At 62.1% G+C, this 17,010-nt stretch carries 20 protein-coding genes; 3 read left to right on the top strand and 17 right to left on the bottom strand.

The window, feature by feature from the left end; translation table 11 throughout:
• Nucleotides 1-222: 222 nt before the first annotated feature.
• Nucleotides 223-1,401, bottom strand: a complete 1,179-nt coding sequence (locus PQ457_RS06925; RefSeq protein WP_273619001.1) for a tyrosine-type recombinase/integrase — start codon at nt 1,399-1,401, stop codon at nt 223-225.
• Nucleotides 1,402-1,847: 446 nt separating this feature from the next.
• On the opposite strand from PQ457_RS06925, the gene PQ457_RS06920 reads away from it, so the two are divergent.
• The 3 genes from PQ457_RS06920 to PQ457_RS06910 are packed head-to-tail and all read left to right on the top strand — an operon-like array spanning nt 1,848 to nt 3,672.
• On the top strand, nt 1,848-2,033 hold the full coding sequence (locus PQ457_RS06920; protein ID WP_273619000.1) for a hypothetical protein: 186 nt from the start codon (nt 1,848-1,850) through the stop codon (nt 2,031-2,033).
• Between the two features lie 2 nt (nt 2,034-2,035).
• Nucleotides 2,036-3,037 carry an SOS response-associated peptidase gene (locus tag PQ457_RS06915; RefSeq protein ID WP_273618999.1) on the top strand — a complete coding sequence of 334 codons (1,002 nt, stop codon included), beginning with the start codon at nt 2,036-2,038 and terminating at the stop codon, nt 3,035-3,037.
• Between the two features lie 53 nt (nt 3,038-3,090).
• A complete protein-coding gene (locus tag PQ457_RS06910) occupies nt 3,091-3,672 on the top strand; it encodes a hypothetical protein (RefSeq protein ID WP_273618998.1) in 582 nt (193 codons plus the stop codon).
• Nucleotides 3,673-3,730: 58 nt separating this feature from the next.
• Here the strand turns inward: PQ457_RS06910 and PQ457_RS06905 are convergent, their stop codons facing one another.
• The 16 genes from PQ457_RS06905 to PQ457_RS06830 form a co-directional block, all read right to left on the bottom strand.
• Complete coding sequence (locus PQ457_RS06905) at nt 3,731-4,285, bottom strand: hypothetical protein (RefSeq protein WP_273618997.1); 555 nt, start codon at nt 4,283-4,285, stop codon at nt 3,731-3,733.
• Entirely contained in the window at nt 4,279-4,563 is a 285-nt protein-coding gene (locus PQ457_RS06900) for a ubiquitination-like system serine protease family protein (protein WP_273618996.1), read from the bottom strand. The genes PQ457_RS06905 and PQ457_RS06900 overlap by 7 nt, the downstream gene beginning before the upstream one ends.
• A gap of 4 nt (nt 4,564-4,567) precedes the next feature.
• On the bottom strand, nt 4,568-5,098 hold the full coding sequence (locus PQ457_RS06895) for a hypothetical protein (protein ID WP_273618995.1): 531 nt from the start codon (nt 5,096-5,098) through the stop codon (nt 4,568-4,570).
• Between the two features lie 47 nt (nt 5,099-5,145).
• Complete coding sequence (locus PQ457_RS06890) at nt 5,146-5,439, bottom strand: hypothetical protein (RefSeq protein ID WP_273618994.1); 294 nt, start codon at nt 5,437-5,439, stop codon at nt 5,146-5,148.
• 11 nt (nt 5,440-5,450) lie between these two features.
• A complete protein-coding gene (locus tag PQ457_RS06885) occupies nt 5,451-5,933 on the bottom strand; it encodes a glycoside hydrolase family 73 protein (RefSeq protein ID WP_273618993.1) in 483 nt (160 codons plus the stop codon).
• A gap of 129 nt (nt 5,934-6,062) precedes the next feature.
• Nucleotides 6,063-6,314 carry a hypothetical protein gene (locus PQ457_RS06880; RefSeq protein ID WP_273618992.1) on the bottom strand — a complete coding sequence of 84 codons (252 nt, stop codon included), beginning with the start codon at nt 6,312-6,314 and terminating at the stop codon, nt 6,063-6,065.
• A gap of 65 nt (nt 6,315-6,379) precedes the next feature.
• The gene (locus tag PQ457_RS06875) at nt 6,380-7,180 is read right to left on the bottom strand and encodes a hypothetical protein (protein WP_273618991.1); all 801 of its coding nucleotides are present in this window, start codon (nt 7,178-7,180) and stop codon (nt 6,380-6,382) included.
• Nucleotides 7,181-7,199: 19 nt separating this feature from the next.
• The gene (locus PQ457_RS06870) at nt 7,200-9,395 is read right to left on the bottom strand and encodes a hypothetical protein (protein ID WP_273618990.1); all 2,196 of its coding nucleotides are present in this window, start codon (nt 9,393-9,395) and stop codon (nt 7,200-7,202) included.
• Nucleotides 9,395-9,943, bottom strand: a complete 549-nt coding sequence (locus PQ457_RS06865; RefSeq protein WP_273618989.1) for a hypothetical protein — start codon at nt 9,941-9,943, stop codon at nt 9,395-9,397. Before PQ457_RS06865 ends, PQ457_RS06870 begins: the two co-directional genes overlap by 1 nt.
• Before the next feature lie 12 nt (nt 9,944-9,955).
• A complete protein-coding gene (locus PQ457_RS06860) occupies nt 9,956-10,480 on the bottom strand; it encodes a putative phage tail protein (protein WP_273618988.1) in 525 nt (174 codons plus the stop codon).
• Complete coding sequence (locus tag PQ457_RS06855) at nt 10,480-11,625, bottom strand: baseplate J/gp47 family protein (protein ID WP_273618987.1); 1,146 nt, start codon at nt 11,623-11,625, stop codon at nt 10,480-10,482. The genes PQ457_RS06860 and PQ457_RS06855 overlap by 1 nt, the downstream gene beginning before the upstream one ends.
• A 1-nt stretch (nt 11,626) precedes the next feature.
• On the bottom strand, nt 11,627-12,145 hold the full coding sequence (locus tag PQ457_RS06850; protein WP_273618986.1) for a phage GP46 family protein: 519 nt from the start codon (nt 12,143-12,145) through the stop codon (nt 11,627-11,629).
• Nucleotides 12,142-12,708 (bottom strand): phage baseplate assembly protein domain-containing protein, encoded by a 567-nt coding sequence (locus PQ457_RS06845; RefSeq protein ID WP_273618985.1) that lies wholly within the window; start codon nt 12,706-12,708, stop codon nt 12,142-12,144. Before PQ457_RS06845 ends, PQ457_RS06850 begins: the two co-directional genes overlap by 4 nt.
• Nucleotides 12,705-13,808: a phage baseplate assembly protein gene (locus PQ457_RS06840; RefSeq protein WP_273618984.1), complete on the bottom strand. Its 1,104-nt coding sequence runs from the start codon at nt 13,806-13,808 to the stop codon at nt 12,705-12,707. Before PQ457_RS06840 ends, PQ457_RS06845 begins: the two co-directional genes overlap by 4 nt.
• Nucleotides 13,805-15,214: a DNA circularization N-terminal domain-containing protein gene (locus PQ457_RS06835; RefSeq protein ID WP_273618983.1), complete on the bottom strand. Its 1,410-nt coding sequence runs from the start codon at nt 15,212-15,214 to the stop codon at nt 13,805-13,807. The genes PQ457_RS06840 and PQ457_RS06835 overlap by 4 nt, the downstream gene beginning before the upstream one ends.
• A 16-nt stretch (nt 15,215-15,230) precedes the next feature.
• Complete coding sequence (locus PQ457_RS06830) at nt 15,231-16,976, bottom strand: transglycosylase SLT domain-containing protein (protein ID WP_273618982.1); 1,746 nt, start codon at nt 16,974-16,976, stop codon at nt 15,231-15,233.
• Between the last annotated feature and the right edge of the window lie 34 nt (nt 16,977-17,010).

The raw sequence follows: 17,010 nt of genomic DNA, 5'->3' as shown, positions 1-17,010 counted from the left end.
ATGTGCGGAAAGAATTTTGCATTTGGACCACATCAATACGATGGAGTGCATATCAGGCCATATAACTTCGAAGTTTGCACAACCTGCTATAATGCAAATCACGGTGGTTGGGCGCCATTTCTTGAACCAAAGATACTTAAGCACCTTGAAGAGAACGGTCTGAAAGTTCCGAATCGAACTCATCGCGGCCTGCTTCCCATTCTCCGGTAACAGCTCTATCGCTCAACCTATCATCTCCCCCCACCGATCAAACAACGCCCGGCGCCGGGCCATATGCTCGGCCCGGTCATAGGCCGCCTTCACCTTGTCCTTGCGCGTGTGGGCCAGCGCGATCTCGATGATGTCGCTTTCCGTCTTCATCGTTTCGTTGAGGATCGTGCTGAAGGACGCGCGCCAGCCGTGCGGCACATGGCGACCGCCATATCCGGCATCGATGTAAAGCTGGCGAACGGCCCCCTCGCCGATCGGTGCCGCGCCGCGCGCGAACACGAGTTGTTCGGCGGCGGGCAAAGAATGGGTATCATGCCCGATCTCGGCCAGTACATCGCGCAGGACCTGCAATGCCTGCGCGCTCAGCGGCACGATATGGTCGTAATTGGCATCGTCCTTTTTGACCTTGGCCAGCTTCATCCGCGTCGCCGGGACGCGCCATTCCGCCGCGTCGAGATCCACCTCGCCCCAACACATGCCGCGCACGGCATTGAGACGCACCGCGGTCAATGCCAGAAAGCGCGAGGCAAGCTTGACCAGGCGCCGTGCGCCAACCGTTTCGCAGTCGACCAGCAACTGGCGACAGCCCTCCACCGTCAGCAGCGCGGGATGCGACCGCGCCGGCCGCGCCGGCTGAAGCTCACGCCCAAGGATGGCTGCCGGATCATTGGCGCAATGCTTGCGCGCGATGCCGAACGCAAAGATCGAAGATATCCGCTGACGAAACCGTTTGGCCGTGGCCAGACGCCCCCTGCTCTCCACTGCCTCGAGCAGATCGAGCACCATCGGCTCATCAATGGCGCCGATCGGGATCTCGCCCAATACCGGGAACGCATCGCGCTCCAGATTGCCCATCACGTCCGCCGCGTGCTGTTCTGACCAGCGCCCCTTGCGGTCCTCATGCCATGCGCGGGCCAGCTCGGCAAAGGTCATCGGCTTGCGGATCTGCGCGGCCTCTCCGCCAGCCTTGATCCGCTCCTTCAGCCCGTCGCGCTGCGCGCGCGCCTCGGGCAAGGATATGGCGGGATATTGGCCCAGCACGGCCAACTGCTCCTTGCCATTCAGGCGATATTTCACCCGCCAGCTTTTGCGGCCGCTCGGAGTGATAAACAGAAACAGGCCGTTCGTGTCGAACAGCTTATAGGCGCGCGGCATAGGCTGCGCGGCCTTTACGGCGGCAGGGGTAAGCATGTAAACGGGTTTCCTAAGGGGGGGGCTTATGTCACAAATTTCACGATCAGATTTTGACTGTCCGGTGGTGGGTACCACCGTGACGATCAGTACGAACATACACCGGCACGGCGCTGGCCTACCGCTAACCCGTCATTTCTTGGGGTGCTCGGGATCAGCGCGCTGTGGCGTCGAAAAGCATCACTCCAGCGGTATTTCGTTCAATTGGGAGATTTGTCCGATCGCGAGAGACTGGGAGATCTAATTGCGCGGCGGATAACTCATCCGCCGCGCCCTTCGTCGAACTGAGCGGAAATCTGCCATTTTCCAGCTTTGGTAAAAAGGCTTGATACCCCCATCGATACCCCACAATTGCACAAGCCAAAAGGGCCACAGATCGACCGGCCGATCCGAATCATTGCGCAATGTTCCCCTTTCGTTCACATATGGGGCGAAGGAGAATCGTCGTGGAACTGGCCGCGCAACTGAACAAACTGATTGAGGATGGAGCCGACCGGGAACGCCTTGGCGCATGGCTGGAAACCCATGCGGTAACCGTGTCCGAGGCGCTAGAGGGGATGGTTGCCATCCCCATTATCGACCTGAATGACATGGCCCGGTTCATCGCCGCCCGAGAGGCGGGCAAGGCCTAAAAATGTCCTCGCCCACCACTCTTACATCCCTGTCGCTAAGCCTGATCGAGGAAACCTATGGGCAAGCCATGCAGACGCCCATCGAGCGCGCTATAGGCGTGCGCCTTGCGCTGGCCTGGCTGGTGCATGTCGGCATAGCGAAGGATTGGCAGGCCAAGGAATTCTGGCAAGAATTGGGCCGCCATGATCCCGAGGCGGCCAATGGGTGCATCGGCTATACGCGCCAACTGAGATTGACCACGATGGTGCATGCGTGGCTGGTGGCCGCAGGGTTTTCGCATCAGGACGCCTCGATGCGGCTCGATCGCGCGAAAGAGGCGGGACATCTTGTTGACCTGCACGCGCTTGAGGATCAGATCTGGCGCATGTGCAACAGGTATCAGCCCGGTGAAACCGAGAGCATCCGGCGCTTCTTCAACGCCAAGAAGCTTGCCACCTTCAATGACGGCCCATCGATCGTGCATCCGGGCCAGCTCGGCGTTGTGATCCGGTCTGCGCATGGAGAATATGTGCTTGAGCAGGCCACCTGGGGCTTTCCGGTGGTGCTGCGCGGCAAAAACGGCAAGCCTCTCAAGCCCAAGCCGGTCAACAATGCCCGTTTTGACAAGCTGGGCAGCTATTGGCGCCGTTGGGCCGAATACCCGCACAATCGCTGCCTTATCCCGCTGACGCGCTTTGCCGAGGCCGAGGGCGAATATGGCAGCATGACCACCACATGGATATCGCAAAAGGTGAACCCGATATTCGCGTGGGCCGGCCTCTGGGCAGAGAAAACCGAATGGGGGCCATCCTATACCGGCGTGATGACCGATGCCGCGCCTGACATGATGGCGATCCATGATCGATGCCCGGTCATCATCCACGAGGCCGATTGGGATACATGGCTGACCGCCCCGCTGAAACACCTTGGCCGCTTCGACCATCCGCTCAATGATGATGCGGTGAAGATTGTGCGGACATCCGTGCCATGGAGCAAGGGCGGCGATCCTACTCAGTTTGGCTGATCGTCAACCGAGCGAAGGCTCCCCTGTTTTCGGCTGAAAAAGGATAAGTAGCAGTGGCATTAGATCCGACGGCAATTGAGCAGGTCAAGGCGGCTTGGGCAGGCGCGGACGCCTCCATCGCCCAAGCCGTGAGCGGAATTATAGCAATTATTGTTTCATTACGAATTGCCCATCAGGCGAATAGGAGAGCCGAAAAGGCAGAGAAGGATGCGGCTGAAAGGATTCGGGAGGCTAATCGAGAAGCTGAAAGGCGCGTCGAGGCCATGCGCATTGAGGAATATAACCAACCACTATTGAAGATCATTTTTAGACTTGATGTTGCCATACCAGAAGCAAAAGAACATCTCGATAATTTTCGTAAAACATCAGAAAAAGACAAAGAGTATTATTATACTGGCCTTAGTACATATGAGTTATCAGAAATTATGGGAGATTACGAATCGCTTAAGCATGTTGCCCCATGTCAAAAATCATTTGCAGCCATAAGGCGCCTGAGAGCATTCCTGCCTTGCGGTAAGACTGACTATCCCCCGATCAATTCAGATTACTACATCGCTCAATTGGAAGAGCAAATTGCAGAGCTGGTGGCCATCCGAAACGAGCTTGAAGCGTCACTCAAGAAACTGCCAGCTTAGGGTATCGTGCCAAGTCATCCCTTAATCTATCCCTAGGATGCGTAGATGGCGACCCAACTCAGTTCGCCTGATCGCCGTCCAGCTTGCGCCCCCAATCATGCGCCGCCTGCGCATAGGCCCAATCCGCGTCACAGGTCAGCCAGTCCGAACGGGTGATCCAGACGCGGGAGATATCCGCCATGATGGCGTCGGGGGTGGGGTTTTCAGGAATTGCGGGACCGTTGTCCGGGGCACCGGGGCCGCGATGGGCGGGGGCGCTTGGTGGCAACCCGTGGCCAGCAGCATAATCGGCAAAGCGGCCATCGCCGCCTGCGGCCAGCGTCGTGTGGTTCGTGTCGGCATTTTGCGCCTCCTTTCGGGATTGGGCCTCATAGGCCAGTTTGGCGGCCTGCGCGGCGCTGCGCTCGCGCCTGAGCTGGGCCACGACATCGATCGTGCGCTGGCGCCAGGTCGCCGCGCTGCGATGCTCTGCATAGGCGACCGCCGCCATGGCCACGGCAAGGATCAGGCAGAGACGCACCGGGCTGGCGAAGATCCATTTCAGCCCGGCGCCGATGCGCTGCCAGATGCCGAATGCCCTGATGGCGTCCCAGATTGCAGCAAGGCCTAGCATGAGCGGAACTCCCCGGCGGTCAGATAGCCATGCCATTTGCAGGGCAGGCCGGATTGCAGGATCGAGGGCGTGAGCGTGGGCGCATCGCGGTTGCCGTCCCATGCCCAGCCGCGCTCCTCGCGTTGTACGGGAAGCCAGCTTTGATAGCCGCAGCCGCAAGGGCACCGAAACGCGATGCCCTTCACCTCGCCATCCAGTTCGCGCAGTTCAATGGCGCCGGGCTGCTTCCCGGCCTCGCTGTCGATGCTTTCGACAATGGTGGCGTGGATGACAGTCATCGCATTACGCCCCGGCAAAGGCAGAAGACAGATTGAGATAGGTCTGGGGGGTCGCGCCGTTGACGTAACGGACCCGGAAGGTGGTGCCGGCGCCATAAGGGCCGGTGATATCGACCGAAGCATTGGCGACCGTCCCGGCCGTCACGGCCGTCGTCGAAACCACCCGATAGGTGCTGCCTCCGTCGATCGACTGGTCAATGTAGAGCGTCCCGGTCTGATCGGTGATGACCCGAGCCTTGAACCTGGTCGCGAATGTCAGGCCCGTCGTCGGTCGATCCACGCCCGTAAAGGTCGCGCCGCCGCCCAGCGCGGCCGTGCTGTCGAGGTAACCAACGCCGCCAAGCGTCGCCATTTGCACAGGATTGGCCGAATTGCCGATCTCATTGCCGTCCGATCCGATCAGCACAGCGCCCTGCGCGGGCACTTTGGCGCCGCCCGCATTGTTGACCTGAGGCAGGGTAACCGTGGCCATGGCGTTGCCCGCCAGATTGAGGACAAGCGCCAGCGCCACCACCAGAAGGCGGATTGCTTTCATGATATTTCTCCGGGAGATTTGAGAGGAGGTTGCGGGCGAAACGGCCCTCAGGGCTGATCAGGCGGCGGGGCAGCCTTGTCACGGGGTGTCCCGTGAGGTTCGGTAAAGGCAGTGCCGGCGATCAGCATGCCCACGGCGCCGATGATCAGGCTGAGATAGACCGGCAGCGCAGACCAGATCTGGAGCCACTCACCGACGTCCATCGCGTTATCCCGAATGGTGACAATCGCATACATCGGCAGGCCAAAGCCAAAGACGATCATCACAGCAAAGCCGATGAGACGCGCAAAGGCGAAAGTCTGGTTATCGCGCCCGGTCAGCGCCTGTTTGAGCCAGTTCATGCACTTACCCTTTAAGCCAAAGGCAAATTATGCTGATAAAGGTTGGACCCGCGCATGATGGCCTTGAGCGTGGACCCATATTTCGGATCGGTGGCGTAAACGCCAGTCAGGGCGTCGGCGAAGGCGTTGGGATCAGGCAGCAGCGCGCGCGCCTTGGCATAGGGCTTGCCGGTGGCCAGCAGCTTGCCGTGGGCGTCGAAATAGTCCTCTGCGCTGGCGTAATCCTTGAAATAGCGCTGGCACCGCACGCTCTGCCCATTGACGACTTCGCGCGTCCAGCAGAGCGTGGCAGGCTCCAGCGGCGTTCCGGGCACATGGGGGAAGCTGGCCCCGCTGACCTTGGCGGTGATGCCGCCATAGTTGTTCTTGCCGCTGACAGATTTGCCCCAGGCGCTTTCCAGCGCCCATTGGGCCAGACTGATGCTGGCCGGGATTTTCCATTTGGCCTGCGATGCGCGCGCGGCCGCGATGATATCGGGTGGGATTGTGGGCATAACAGGCTCCGATCAGCAGGCTGGCTTGCGGCCAAAATGTTCAAGGGTCGACACAGATGAAGGGCACATCGGTTGATGATGCGCTGCAGAGGTTTGGATGGATTTCAGTGGGGGGATTGAGGCTAACCGTCACTTGCCTCCGAAGTGAATCAGGTTGGTCATCCAAAGAACGACGGTGGTCCCTGCCCCGCCGCTCAGCAGCCACATCAGGGTTTTGCCCGCGCCATGGGCCTGATCGCGGGTGCTTTCGAGCGCATCCAGACGGTTATTCTGCGCAGTCTGGCCTGATTCAAACGCCGCCATCGTCGCATCGAGGCGCTGATTGACGCCCCTGAAGCCCTCGCGCATCGACATGTCGAGGCTATCCATGCGGTCCATCATCGCTTCCTGTGTTGCTTCCATGCGCCCGAAATCCCGCGCAAGGTCGCCGTGAGTGGGCCCGCTCATCAGACAAACCGGGCGCTGTTGGCCGCGTAATCGGCGGCGACCTGCGCGGCGGCGGTCAGACCCGAAACGGTCAGGTCCTCGATACCCACGCGGTAGATCGTGCCCTTGTAGCCGCCGCCAATGGCGAGCGTCATGGCCGCCGCACTGAGCGGGCTGGTGGGGCCGCCGGTCAAGGTTCCGGTGACCGAAGCGCCGTTATAGAACAGCTCATATTCGCCATTGCCGGGGTTCATGCGGTAGCCGACTTGCGCTACCGCGTTGTTGGCGGTGGCCGCGCGCTGGCTGTTGGTGGTACTCGAGCCGGTGCCCTGCTGGAACCGGACGGTGTAGCCGTCGCTGCCGGTGTCAGACCACATCTGAGCGTTGTTGCCGTTCCCCGCGCCGGAGGGTGAGAGCGAGAGCAGCGGCGTGTAACCGCTGGCCGGAGAAGCGGCGGGTGTCTTGAGCCAGAGCGTGTAGAGGAAGTGGTGCTTGAGCACCGCGTCATCGAACGCGCCCGCCGCACCAAAGGTCAGCAGCTTGGCCGTGCCGCCCGCCGCGCCGCTCAGCGAAAGGCCCGCCTTGCCGGTCAGATTGCTGACATTGCCCGAAGCGTTGAGGGTGGCGCCGATGGCCGAGCCTTCAACCAGATTGTTGAACGTCGCCCCGCTGGCCAGCGCGCCGTCGGGGTTCGGGTTACAATAGGCATTCAGGAAGTCGAACAGCGCCAGCGTGCCCGCGTTCATGATCGGATCGCGGTAGAGCTTGGGCAGCGTGGTGTCGGTGAAGGCGCTGGACAGCCGTTGGATGACAGAAACCATGGGGTAATCCTTTCAGGGATCAGGCGCTCCACGAGGCCCAAAGGGTGGGGATGGCGGCAAGCTGGGCGGTGGTGACCCAGCCCCAGCGCAGGAAGTGGCAGGCGACGATCTGGGCCAGCGCGTCATAGCCTGCGTCATTCAGGTGCAGCCCGTCCGCCGAAAGCTGGGTGCTGATCTTGCCCGCCGCCATGTCGGTCAGATCCTGACTGGTGGGTGTCAGACCCGCCGCCAGCAGGCCCCAGCGCACCAGTTCGGATTGCGCGTCGATCACATGCTCAAAGGCGGCGGTCAGGATCGCCATCCCGGCGCGCACGTTGCCCCAGTTGCCGGAGGCATTGCTCTCGCTGGTCGAGTTGAGCGGGCCGATGACAAAGCGCCGCCGCCCGACATGCGCATTCATCCAGCGCGTGGCGGCAGCGGTCCACTGATTGTAGAGGTTGCGGTCATTGGTGCCGAGCCACACGCCGTAGAACACATTCGACCCGGCGGGCGGGATGGCAGCGGCCACCACCGGCCCCGGCAGGGGAATCGCGGCGGGCATGGCGGGATAGGTGAAGGTATAGGCCTCGCTGGTCGAGGCCGGGCCGCCGCTGGCCGTGCGGGTCAGCGTGCCCTTGACGCCAAGGATCGCGATCTGGCGCGCAATGGTGCGGTTGGTGGCCGGGCTGGAGAGCGGCTGATAGGTCCAATAGGCGTTGGTGCCGTCGCCGGTGTTGTCCGAGGTGGCATAGAGCGCGGATTGGCTGCGAAAGCCGGAGACTGTAGCGGTTCCGTTTGCGGGCAGGACATTGCCCGACAGCGTCAGTTGGATGCTGGTTTCGCGGTCGGCGATGGCATGGGAATAGCTGCCGGGCACGCCCAGCCAGGACGCGCCGCAGCCAAGGTAGTAGGCGATGCGCGGCGTCAGGCTCGTGGTGGCGGAGTTGGATGCTCCAGAGCCGTCGATAAGACTGTCGCCGCCCATGTATAGCAGAGTGGTGGAGAGCGCCGAACTGGATTGCAGGCCAGGGATATAGGCCTTGCCCGATTTGGTGATGATCAACGCCGCACGACTGTTGCTGTCGAGGATGGCATTGAGAACCTGCTCCCCGGCGTAATAGCGCGTGGCCGAGGTGTCGATCACATCGCCGCCGCTGCCCAGCGGCAATTGCCCCTCGACCGTACCGAATTTGAGCGCATAGCGCCCGGTGGTGGCCGAACGGGCAAAGGAGAGGCCATTGCCAACCGCCAGATCGATGGCCAGCTTGGCGTGAAAGGTGCCATCGGCGGTGACCACCGCGCCGCCGCCATTGGCGCTGCCTGCAACGGCCCAGAGCACTTGCTGACCGAACCAATAGCGCGGCGTGGTGGTGTCGATCACATCACCGCCGGAGCCGATCGGCAATTGCCCCGCCACCGTGCCGAGCTGGAGCCGGTAGATCCCGCCCGCATCCTGCACAAAGGACAGGCCGTTGGAAGCCGCGCCCAGGGCGATGGCGAATTTGGCGAACAGCGTGCCGTCCGGCCCCCATGCAAGGGCCATCCGACCGGCGCTGTCCATCACGCCCCCGACGATCAGCGAACCACGCAGATAGCGGTTGCTGGATGTGTCGAAAATCGAATTGAAAAGTGCCGCGAGAGGCACGGTCAATTGCGCCCCGCCAAAAGGCGCCGTGGCCAGCACACCTGCATTGTTGCCCCAAGCACCAATGCTCAGACCATCCGCCGTTGGCGCATAGAACATGCGCCCGGGCTGGATCGTCCCCACTGTTGCCGTAGGCGGGGTAGCCCCGGTCAAGCCGGCAATGGTAGGCAGTGTATAGGTAGGCGCGGTGTTGCTGGTCGAGATCCCGCGATTGCCGATCCGCGCCGAAATGATCGAGCCGCCCGATACGGTGATGAAGGCGCTGTGCCCCGGAGGCCCTCCGGAAATGGTCAACGCAAATTCGCCCGAAACCGTCGCGCCTGACCCGGCCGAACCCAGCGTGATCGCTGTCACCTCATAGGGCAGCGCCGAAGGGGTGGTGGACAGCGTGTTCTGGATGGCTGCAGCAACACTTGCCCCGCTTGCCAGCAAGGCCGCGTTGCTTGTCGCCTCGGCAATAGCCTGGCCGCCAATCTGATCGGTCAGCGTGGCAAACGTCGCGTTCACCTGCCGCCCGTTTTGCCACAGGGGGAAGGCATCCCCTCCGCTCAGCGGAAGGACCGCAGGGGGATAGGTGGGGATCTGGGCCATCAGCGCAGCTCCACCCATTGGACCAGTGTCGGCGATCCGTTGGTGCAGCCGACTGAATAGGTCTTGCCGGCGGGCACTTTGAACACGACCGTGCCGCCATTGGTCGTGCCGTAGGTACCCGCGCCCCACATCGTGAGACCGTCAACGGTCCAGGTGTACCAGCCTGGGGCGGAGGCGGTCATCGCAACCTGGACTTCGATCATCCGGCCGGTGGAGTTGGTATAGGTCGTGTTGACGGCGCGCGCCAAAGTTCCGGTTGCCGTCGTCAGGTCACGATACGATTGGCCGACGCCGAAAATGGCCGCGATCGAGGGAAACAGCGTCTGCAGCGCGGTCAGAACCTGATTGCGGACTGCCTTGCTCGGGCTGACGCCGCCCGCAACAACCACGGCCATCAATTCCTCTTGCACCATATTGAGGAAATCGGCCGAAACCGTCGTCGCCGGGGTTCCGGATAAGGGATCGCCCTCGGTAAAGTAGCCGGGCGCGCCGGCAGCGGCCGGCGCCGCCAGAGACGGTGCCGCCGTGGCGGTATCGATGCGGAACATGATGATCCCTCGTCAGGACAGGAGGATAAAGAGGATGTGCGCCGAATAGGGCTGAAGGGTCGCGATCAGGTCGGCCGGGTCATTGACGCCGGAGTCAGCCTCAACCGTAATGCCGATGACCGGACACCAGGCCTCGCCGTAAACGGCGGCGCCTGCGGTCAGCACACCAGCGCGCGCAGGCGCGTAACGTGTGATCGAAATCCCAAACCCCAGCTGTTGGGCAACCGCGGTTATAAAAGGCAGACTGGGCCCGCTGCCGACAACAAAGCGCGCGCGGATCCTTGCCTGTCGCTGCTCAACGGTCAGGCTTGCCGGATCCAGACCAAGGGTTGCCTCCCATTCCGCCAGAAGACTGGGATTATCGCCCGGCAAATAAGCCGACAGCAAGGTATCGACCTCGCTGTCTATGCGGGCGAACCCTCGCGCGAGGGCCAGCAGCAGCTGAGCCTGCCTTGATCCGGGATTAAAGCGCCATGCCCTTCCCTGCGGCATCAGCCGCGCGAGAGCGCCGGCATAATCGTCTGCGGTGCGGCCCATTACACATAGCTCACAGTGCCCAGTTCAGGCAGGGCGAATGTGTTCGAGACGACGTTGCCGATCGGGCCGGGCGCAATGCTGCCCGCCGTGCAGGTCATGCCCGTAATCACTGCCCCTGATGCGGCGGACACCGAAGCAAGGGCGGCATTGATCTTGTCAAAATGGGTGGTGCCGTTGACCACCCCATACGTGGTCAGGGCAGCGGCCAGCGCGGCGCTGATTGCGCTTTGCGTTGACGTTGAGGGCGAGCCCCCCAGACCGGCGATCGTGAAGTTCACGGAATTGGCAATGGGGGCCATGGCATAAACGCGCGGGTCGGCGGGCTGAAGCGTGGCCAGATAGTTCGCCAGGACGAGCTGGTCCCCGGTTGCCGTGACATCGCGATTGTCAGATGCGGCAAGCCCCGATGTACCTTGGGGAAATCCCCCTTCGGCCGAACGGACATCATCCATCATGAACAGGACGACGACGGTCCCCACACCATAGCCGCGCGGCACACACCAGGCGCGGGTCACCCCCGGCACCTCGAGCGCCCAGTTTTCATAGTCGCTGGGCGAACCGCCTGCGGGCGTGGCCTGATAAGCGCTCAGGACGCGCGCCAGGAATTCATCCTCGTTCTCGATATCGGCTCCGCCGGTCAGCGCCGTTGTGACCGTCCCCTCGAGATTCACATTGGTGATGCCGGAGGCAAGAAACATCGCGGCGCCCACATCGGTATTGCCTGCCGCGCCCGCTACAGCCGCCTGTGTATTCACCGTGATGATTGCCCCCACCGATGCGGCATCGGCCGTGGTGACAAAGCTGGTGCCGTCGCCACGCGTCAATTCCGTGCCTGCCGGAATGGTCGCCGGACCGTTCACCGAAAAGGACGTCTGTCCTGCGCCGCTCTTGGTGGCGGGTTTGATATACACGCCCTTGAGCGCCCCCCAACCGGCCAGAAATTCATCGCGGGCCGTGAAGGGAACAGTCTGTCGGGCAGCGTAATCGAGATAGCCGTAGAGGCCGTCGGCCAGCCCGGCCGCCGCGGCGCCCAATGCCCGCAAATTGGCATAGCGCAGCAGCGTGTCCAGGCCGGGCAGATCGGCATCGATGTCGCTCTGCACCTGATCGCGCAGGGTCGATAAGGTTGGCCGCGCTTGAGGCATATCAGAGGAAATCCCAGAGATTGGCGAAGCGGATCGAGATCGGTCGCGCCGATCCGCGCGTGATGGTGATCGTCAGCGCCAGCATGGTCGGACTGAGCCATTGCGCCGCAGCATCAACCTCGATCGCGATCTGATCCGCGATCAGCCACCCAAGCGCAGACGCGGCATATTGCCCCACCTGCTGCGCCACAGAAGGCAGCGCCTTGGACCGTTCAAGCAGCCAAAGTTTGGATCCGAGCGTAGCATCGGCCCACCAGCCGCGGCGCAAGGTCGTGCCGTCCGGCAGAACGTCGTCATCCCCGGCCGGTGCATCCGTAAAGAGGCTGATCAGGACCGAGGTCGTCAGATCGTTGATGAATTCCAGCGTATTGGTGTCATCGACAACGGCCCCGACCAGCAGGCCATTTTCATCGACGATCGGCGCGTTGGTTTCATCGGTCCAAATGCGCGGCATGACAGGCTGGAAAACCCAATCGGCCTCGCCCGTGGCATTGTTCCACCCCGTGATGATATCGGTCATGCAAGAGGCACCGGTTTGTCACTTCTGGCGCTCCCACGCACGATGCCGCCGTGGTCGTGGCCGTTATAGGTATCGCGAAGCGCGCCCAACGCAACTTCATTGGCACCCGTCAAAGCAGTGATTTCGCCGGCAGCCTTTAAGGTTCCGGTGCACTCGACTTCCGGAACATCGAGCGTGAGCTTGCTGGCATTATGGATGACGATCGGCAGGCCCGCCGCGCTGATCTCCAATCCGTCGGACGTCATTTTGATAATGATGCCGCGCACGTCGTACATGGCGCTGTCGCCGGGCTGCAGCCCTTTGGGCCGCGATGCCCGGTGATCGGTCGATATCGCGATCGAGCAATTGCGATCCCCACCAAGGCGCAACATCAGCACTTCGGAACCGAGCGGCGGCACACTTGTAAAGCCAAAGGCGAAGAGCCGAGAAACCTTGTCCAGGACGCGGGCCATGAACCCGGATCCCGCGGCCTTCTCGGTCACCTGCAGCTTCTGCACTTCGCCGGTATCGTCCGCGCCGCTCACCGATCCGATGCCAGCGATGTTCTCAAAACCGCGCATCATTGGCCATTCCCCGGATTGGTTGGGTTGAGCGCCGCCGTATTGACCGGAACCAGCGTGATTGGCTCCGGCGTGAAGGCACTGGGCGGCATGGCGGTGATCTGGGCGGTTGTTCCGTGCTGATTGTCGCGGCGATACGTGACCTCGGCAATAATCCAGCTTTGGCCTGATTTTACGCCCGGCAAGGTCACGGGGATAAGTGTGTTAGGCGACCAGAGCGCATCGCCGTCGTCGCGCCAGCTGTCGACCACAGCAGTCACCACATTGGACCTCCCGGCCCGCCGCGCTGCCTCCCAATCGGCCCGCTTGGCCGTAAAATCCTGAGGATTTTCGGCCATATATTCGGTCATCAGATAGGTGAGCCGGTGACGGGGAACGCCCGGGTCTTTCCTCAGATATGTGAAATCGCTTCCCCCGACCGCCCCCTGTGTATCGGCGGTCACGCTGGTAACGACATAGTCGGAAAACCGCTGATCCATGCTGCGTTCCACGGACCATTGTTCGACATTGACGCCCCATGCGATCCCGCTGGAGGCCTGACTTGTCCCGGCGCCGGCCAGAACAAGTCTCCCCAGGTGATCCTCATACGCCAGAAGTCCCGCATTTCGGGCCACTCGCTGGACAATTGCAGCAGCGGTATCGCCATAATTGAGCGCCCATTGCGGGATGGTCGGGCCTGCCGAGGATCCGCCCGCCAGCACGACACTGATCCCGTATGCCGCCGCCAGTTGCTTCGATACCGTGAGCGCATTGCCGTTGATCATCTGGTGCGACGGCCATTCCGCGCCGCAATCGACCAGATCCTGCGTTTTGCCGCGCCCCGAGATCTCGAACGAATGGTTCGAGGCGTCGCCATAATCGCGGATGAAGTCGATATAGCCGGTGATCACGGTGTCCGATCCCAGCCGAACGGTGCAAGGATCGCCCTCCTTGACGGCAAGGGTCCCGCTCACGCTGGCGCGCACGCGGAACGAGGGCGGAAAACCCTCGGCACGCAAGGTGACCTCGATCTCCTCCCACCCCTGAAACTCAAGGCCATTGGCGATCAGAATCAGTTCGTTCAGCGCCGCTTTGGGCTTTGCGATGACGACGATATCGCTCACAATGCCAAGGCCTCAAAGGCAAGCGGGAAGAACAGCGGGTGGATCGGATTGACCTGCCCCACCAACTGATCCGCCCGCGTCGCATCGCCATAGATCTGCTGGGCGATCAGCAGCGCAGGCAGCGGCTGCCCAAAGGCATAGGCCCGCAAATCCGCCGCCGTTGCAGCGGCATCGCGCAGCATGGCCACAATCGCGGCCCGGCAATCACGCAGCGCCGCATGGATATCATCGGCCCCGGCATCCGCCGCCTGCAGGGCAAGGCCATCCAGCACGGGAGCAATCTGGGCAATGCGAGCGGCGGCGTCATCCGTGCTCGAGGGCTGATAACGCGATACCGCATCGGTCAAAGCGGCGGCCGCGGCCTGACACACCATCAGGTCGACCAGGGTCGTGATGCTGGTGCTGGCGCCCGAGAGTGTGGTGGCGATCAGGCTGAGCAGGATTCGGATAGCATCCGCCGGATCGGCGCAGCAGTCGAGCAGGGCATCGATCATGTCGGTGACGGCCGTGGCCAGATCGGTGATGTCGGCAAGATCGACCGAAGCCGCCAGCGCCGATGCTGCAGCGGCCCGGTCCTTCACCTCCTGCCGAAGAACCGACGCATCCGACGTCAATCCGGCGATCGTCTGGTCATCGGCATAGGCGCTTTGATTGGTGGCGGTAAGGCCGCTGTTCGCCCCCAAGGCATAGCGACCATAGGTCGAACCGTCTGACGCCAGCAATCCGGCGGCAATGCGATAGAGCGCCGTGGCGTCGTTGGCATACCAGAGGACGCGCGACGCCCAACCCGCGATGCGCCCGACCAGATCGGTGCGGATGCCGGCAACGCTGAGCAGTCCGGTGGCAGAGGCCAAGAGGCTGGAAATCCCGATAGGCTTGCCGGAAATCAGGGCCAGCACCGTCGACTTTGCAAAGCTGATCAGCGCCTTGCGCAAGCGGCCTCCCGCTGGGGTCAGCGGACGCGTGAACTGAACCGTGCCCACCTGCTTTTGCAGGTTTGTCGCCGCCGTCGATGAAACGGCGGGAAATTCCTGCTGCCCGGTCTCGACTGCCTCGATCTCGACTTCGGAATAGTTCGCGGCATCGAGGCCCTCCCCGATCGTCCATCGCAGCAGGGCCACCGTGATCTTTCCCAATGTGGGATGATCCAGCGTTCCCGATCCGGGCTTGTCGCAGGCCGCCAGCAGTGCGGCGCGCTGCATGGATACGCTCAGCCCGCCCAGCTTGACCGAACCGTCCAGCACGAAACCATGCAGGCGAAAGCGGCGCGCTTCGCGCCCCATATCCTCGGCCCAGGGCACTTCCTTGCCGGGGTACTGGTGCAGCGCCACGCGGCGCCCGCCCGCTGACTGGTTTTCGACCACGGCAAATTTCGCGCCGCGAAACGCAGCGGGTGCAAGAGCCATCGATGCGCCTTTCGGATCAATTCGCCATGGCCGTACTGACCGCGCCGCCGGTGCTGCGCGCGGTCACCTTGGTCCCCGGCGGGGCGCCCTTCATTTCGACGGTGACGTGGACCTTCGATGGATCCGCCACCCGGCCGACATAATTGCGGGTTTCCTTGAACGGGATGCTGCCCGCAAAATCTTCGTTGCTGATCTGGCCTTTGTTGGGGTCGCCAAACCTGTGGCGCCATGCCTCGACGCGGCCAGGCCCGGCATTATAGGCCGCTACGGTCAAGACCTCGTTGCCATTGTACCGCTTGAAGAGCTGATCAGCGTAGAGCTTACCTAGGCGGCGGTTATAGGCCGCATCGTTGCGAAAACGTTTTTCATCCCAGGGAATATTGTTCTCGCGTGCGACCTGCTGGGCTGTACTGGGCATGATCTGCGCCACGCCAACCGCTCCCTTCGAGCTCACCTGGTCCTGACGTGAATTTTCGCCAAGATGTTCGATACGCTCGTACAACGAGCTACCCAATTTCTGGGCCTGGTTCCAGGTTCGGCTCAAGACACCACCAGCTGCGGTGCCGGAATGCACCGCTCCTTGGGTTCCTTTGATGGCCGCATAAAGGAGCGGGTTGCTGGTCAGCATGAACGTATCGACGGCTTGGGAAAATGTCTCGCCAGCCTGCTTCAATATCCCGATCGAGGATTTGAAATTCCCTCCGACCGCATCAGAAAAGATCTGCGCAGCGGCAATTTCCTTATCGAGAACCCCTTCGGTCATCGTCGCGGCCTTGTGGCCCAGAACGCTCTTGTTCCGGTCGACGACCTGCCCCAGCGTCGCGTTCTTCGATTGGATCCTCTCGGCATCGGCAAGGCTCGCAGCCGACTGGACGTTCGAAAACCGCTGGCTTTTGGCCAGGTCAGCCTGCAATGCCTTCCCGCCTTGGGTGAGAAACGGCAGGACCTCCAGCGGGATACCCAGCTCATTGGCAATGCGCCGCTGGCCTTCAGGGTTCCGCTTTGAAATGGCATCGGCCAACCGGCCAAGGAATTTCTCGTTGAGATCGAGGCTGCCGTCCTTTTTGCGCGGGATGGCAAGACCTAGCCGCCGCATGACGTCATATCCGCCCGGATTGCTGCCATAAAGCGCGCCGTTCAAAGATTGCTCGATCCCGGCGATCGCCTGGCTGCCTGCGCCCTTTTCCGCGCCGGACCGCTGCGCTCCGGCCTCAAAGGCCTGAAGGGTCTGCGCGTTGACGCCCCAGATCTTTGCAAAGCGGCTGATCTTGGCAGTATTATCAGCCCAGCTCGCCCCAAACTTTTGACTGGCGATCGTGCCCGCCACCAAAGCGCCGGCAACCATCCCCACGCCGCCGGCCACACCGCCCAGCGCCAGCTCGAAGCCGCCGGCTTCAGTTGCTGCACCGGTCATTGCGCTCCTGAATATGCCCAGAGCATTGCCGCCCTGGCTGAGGATGCCGCCAAGGCCACCCGAAACCGACCGCGTGCCGAGCGTTCGCGCGGCGGATTGCTCCATTTGCGAAAAGGCCTGATGGGCGGCCTTGGCATAGGAGAAGAGCGAACGCTTGCGGCGATTGACGATCGCTTCATCGTCATTGGCCGCCTGACGATTGTTGCGGCGGATCTCGTCGGAAAGCCGCTTGGACTGCTTGGCGGCATTTTTCGTGACCTGAGAAAGGCGCTTTTCGGCAGCCTTCGATCCCGGATCAGTCCGGTTTTCCGCTTCAATGGCAACGCCGATTTTGGCTTCGTCAGACATGATCCGCCCACTCCAGCCAGTCGTTCACCTGGCG

The organism is Novosphingobium humi (genome assembly GCF_028607105.1).
Classification (GTDB): Bacteria; Pseudomonadota; Alphaproteobacteria; order Sphingomonadales; family Sphingomonadaceae; genus Novosphingobium; species Novosphingobium humi.
Note: the sequence above shows the minus strand (reverse complement) of the source record. Positions and strands in the feature narration are given on the sequence as shown.

What these genes read in the sequence shown, in the direction of transcription:
- PQ457_RS06925 (WP_273619001.1), bottom strand. Translation starts at nt 1,401, where the DNA reads ATGCTTACCCCTGCCGCCGTAAAGGCCGCGCAGCCTATGCCGCGCGCC.
- PQ457_RS06915 (WP_273618999.1), top strand. Translation starts at nt 2,036, where the DNA reads ATGTCCTCGCCCACCACTCTTACATCCCTGTCGCTAAGCCTGATCGAG.
- PQ457_RS06905 (WP_273618997.1), bottom strand. Translation starts at nt 4,285, where the DNA reads ATGCTAGGCCTTGCTGCAATCTGGGACGCCATCAGGGCATTCGGCATC.
- PQ457_RS06900 (WP_273618996.1), bottom strand. Translation starts at nt 4,563, where the DNA reads ATGACTGTCATCCACGCCACCATTGTCGAAAGCATCGACAGCGAGGCC.
- PQ457_RS06895 (WP_273618995.1), bottom strand. Translation starts at nt 5,098, where the DNA reads ATGAAAGCAATCCGCCTTCTGGTGGTGGCGCTGGCGCTTGTCCTCAAT.
- PQ457_RS06890 (WP_273618994.1), bottom strand. Translation starts at nt 5,439, where the DNA reads ATGAACTGGCTCAAACAGGCGCTGACCGGGCGCGATAACCAGACTTTC.
- PQ457_RS06885 (WP_273618993.1), bottom strand. Translation starts at nt 5,933, where the DNA reads ATGCCCACAATCCCACCCGATATCATCGCGGCCGCGCGCGCATCGCAG.
- PQ457_RS06880 (WP_273618992.1), bottom strand. Translation starts at nt 6,314, where the DNA reads ATGATGGACCGCATGGATAGCCTCGACATGTCGATGCGCGAGGGCTTC.
- PQ457_RS06875 (WP_273618991.1), bottom strand. Translation starts at nt 7,180, where the DNA reads ATGGTTTCTGTCATCCAACGGCTGTCCAGCGCCTTCACCGACACCACG.
- PQ457_RS06870 (WP_273618990.1), bottom strand. Translation starts at nt 9,395, where the DNA reads ATGGCCCAGATCCCCACCTATCCCCCTGCGGTCCTTCCGCTGAGCGGA.
- PQ457_RS06865 (WP_273618989.1), bottom strand. Translation starts at nt 9,943, where the DNA reads ATGTTCCGCATCGATACCGCCACGGCGGCACCGTCTCTGGCGGCGCCG.
- PQ457_RS06860 (WP_273618988.1), bottom strand. Translation starts at nt 10,480, where the DNA reads ATGGGCCGCACCGCAGACGATTATGCCGGCGCTCTCGCGCGGCTGATG.
- PQ457_RS06855 (WP_273618987.1), bottom strand. Translation starts at nt 11,625, where the DNA reads ATGCCTCAAGCGCGGCCAACCTTATCGACCCTGCGCGATCAGGTGCAG.
- PQ457_RS06850 (WP_273618986.1), bottom strand. Translation starts at nt 12,145, where the DNA reads ATGACCGATATCATCACGGGGTGGAACAATGCCACGGGCGAGGCCGAT.
- PQ457_RS06845 (WP_273618985.1), bottom strand. Translation starts at nt 12,708, where the DNA reads ATGATGCGCGGTTTTGAGAACATCGCTGGCATCGGATCGGTGAGCGGC.
- PQ457_RS06835 (WP_273618983.1), bottom strand. Translation starts at nt 15,214, where the DNA reads ATGGCTCTTGCACCCGCTGCGTTTCGCGGCGCGAAATTTGCCGTGGTC.
- PQ457_RS06830 (WP_273618982.1), bottom strand. Translation starts at nt 16,976, where the DNA reads ATGTCTGACGAAGCCAAAATCGGCGTTGCCATTGAAGCGGAAAACCGG.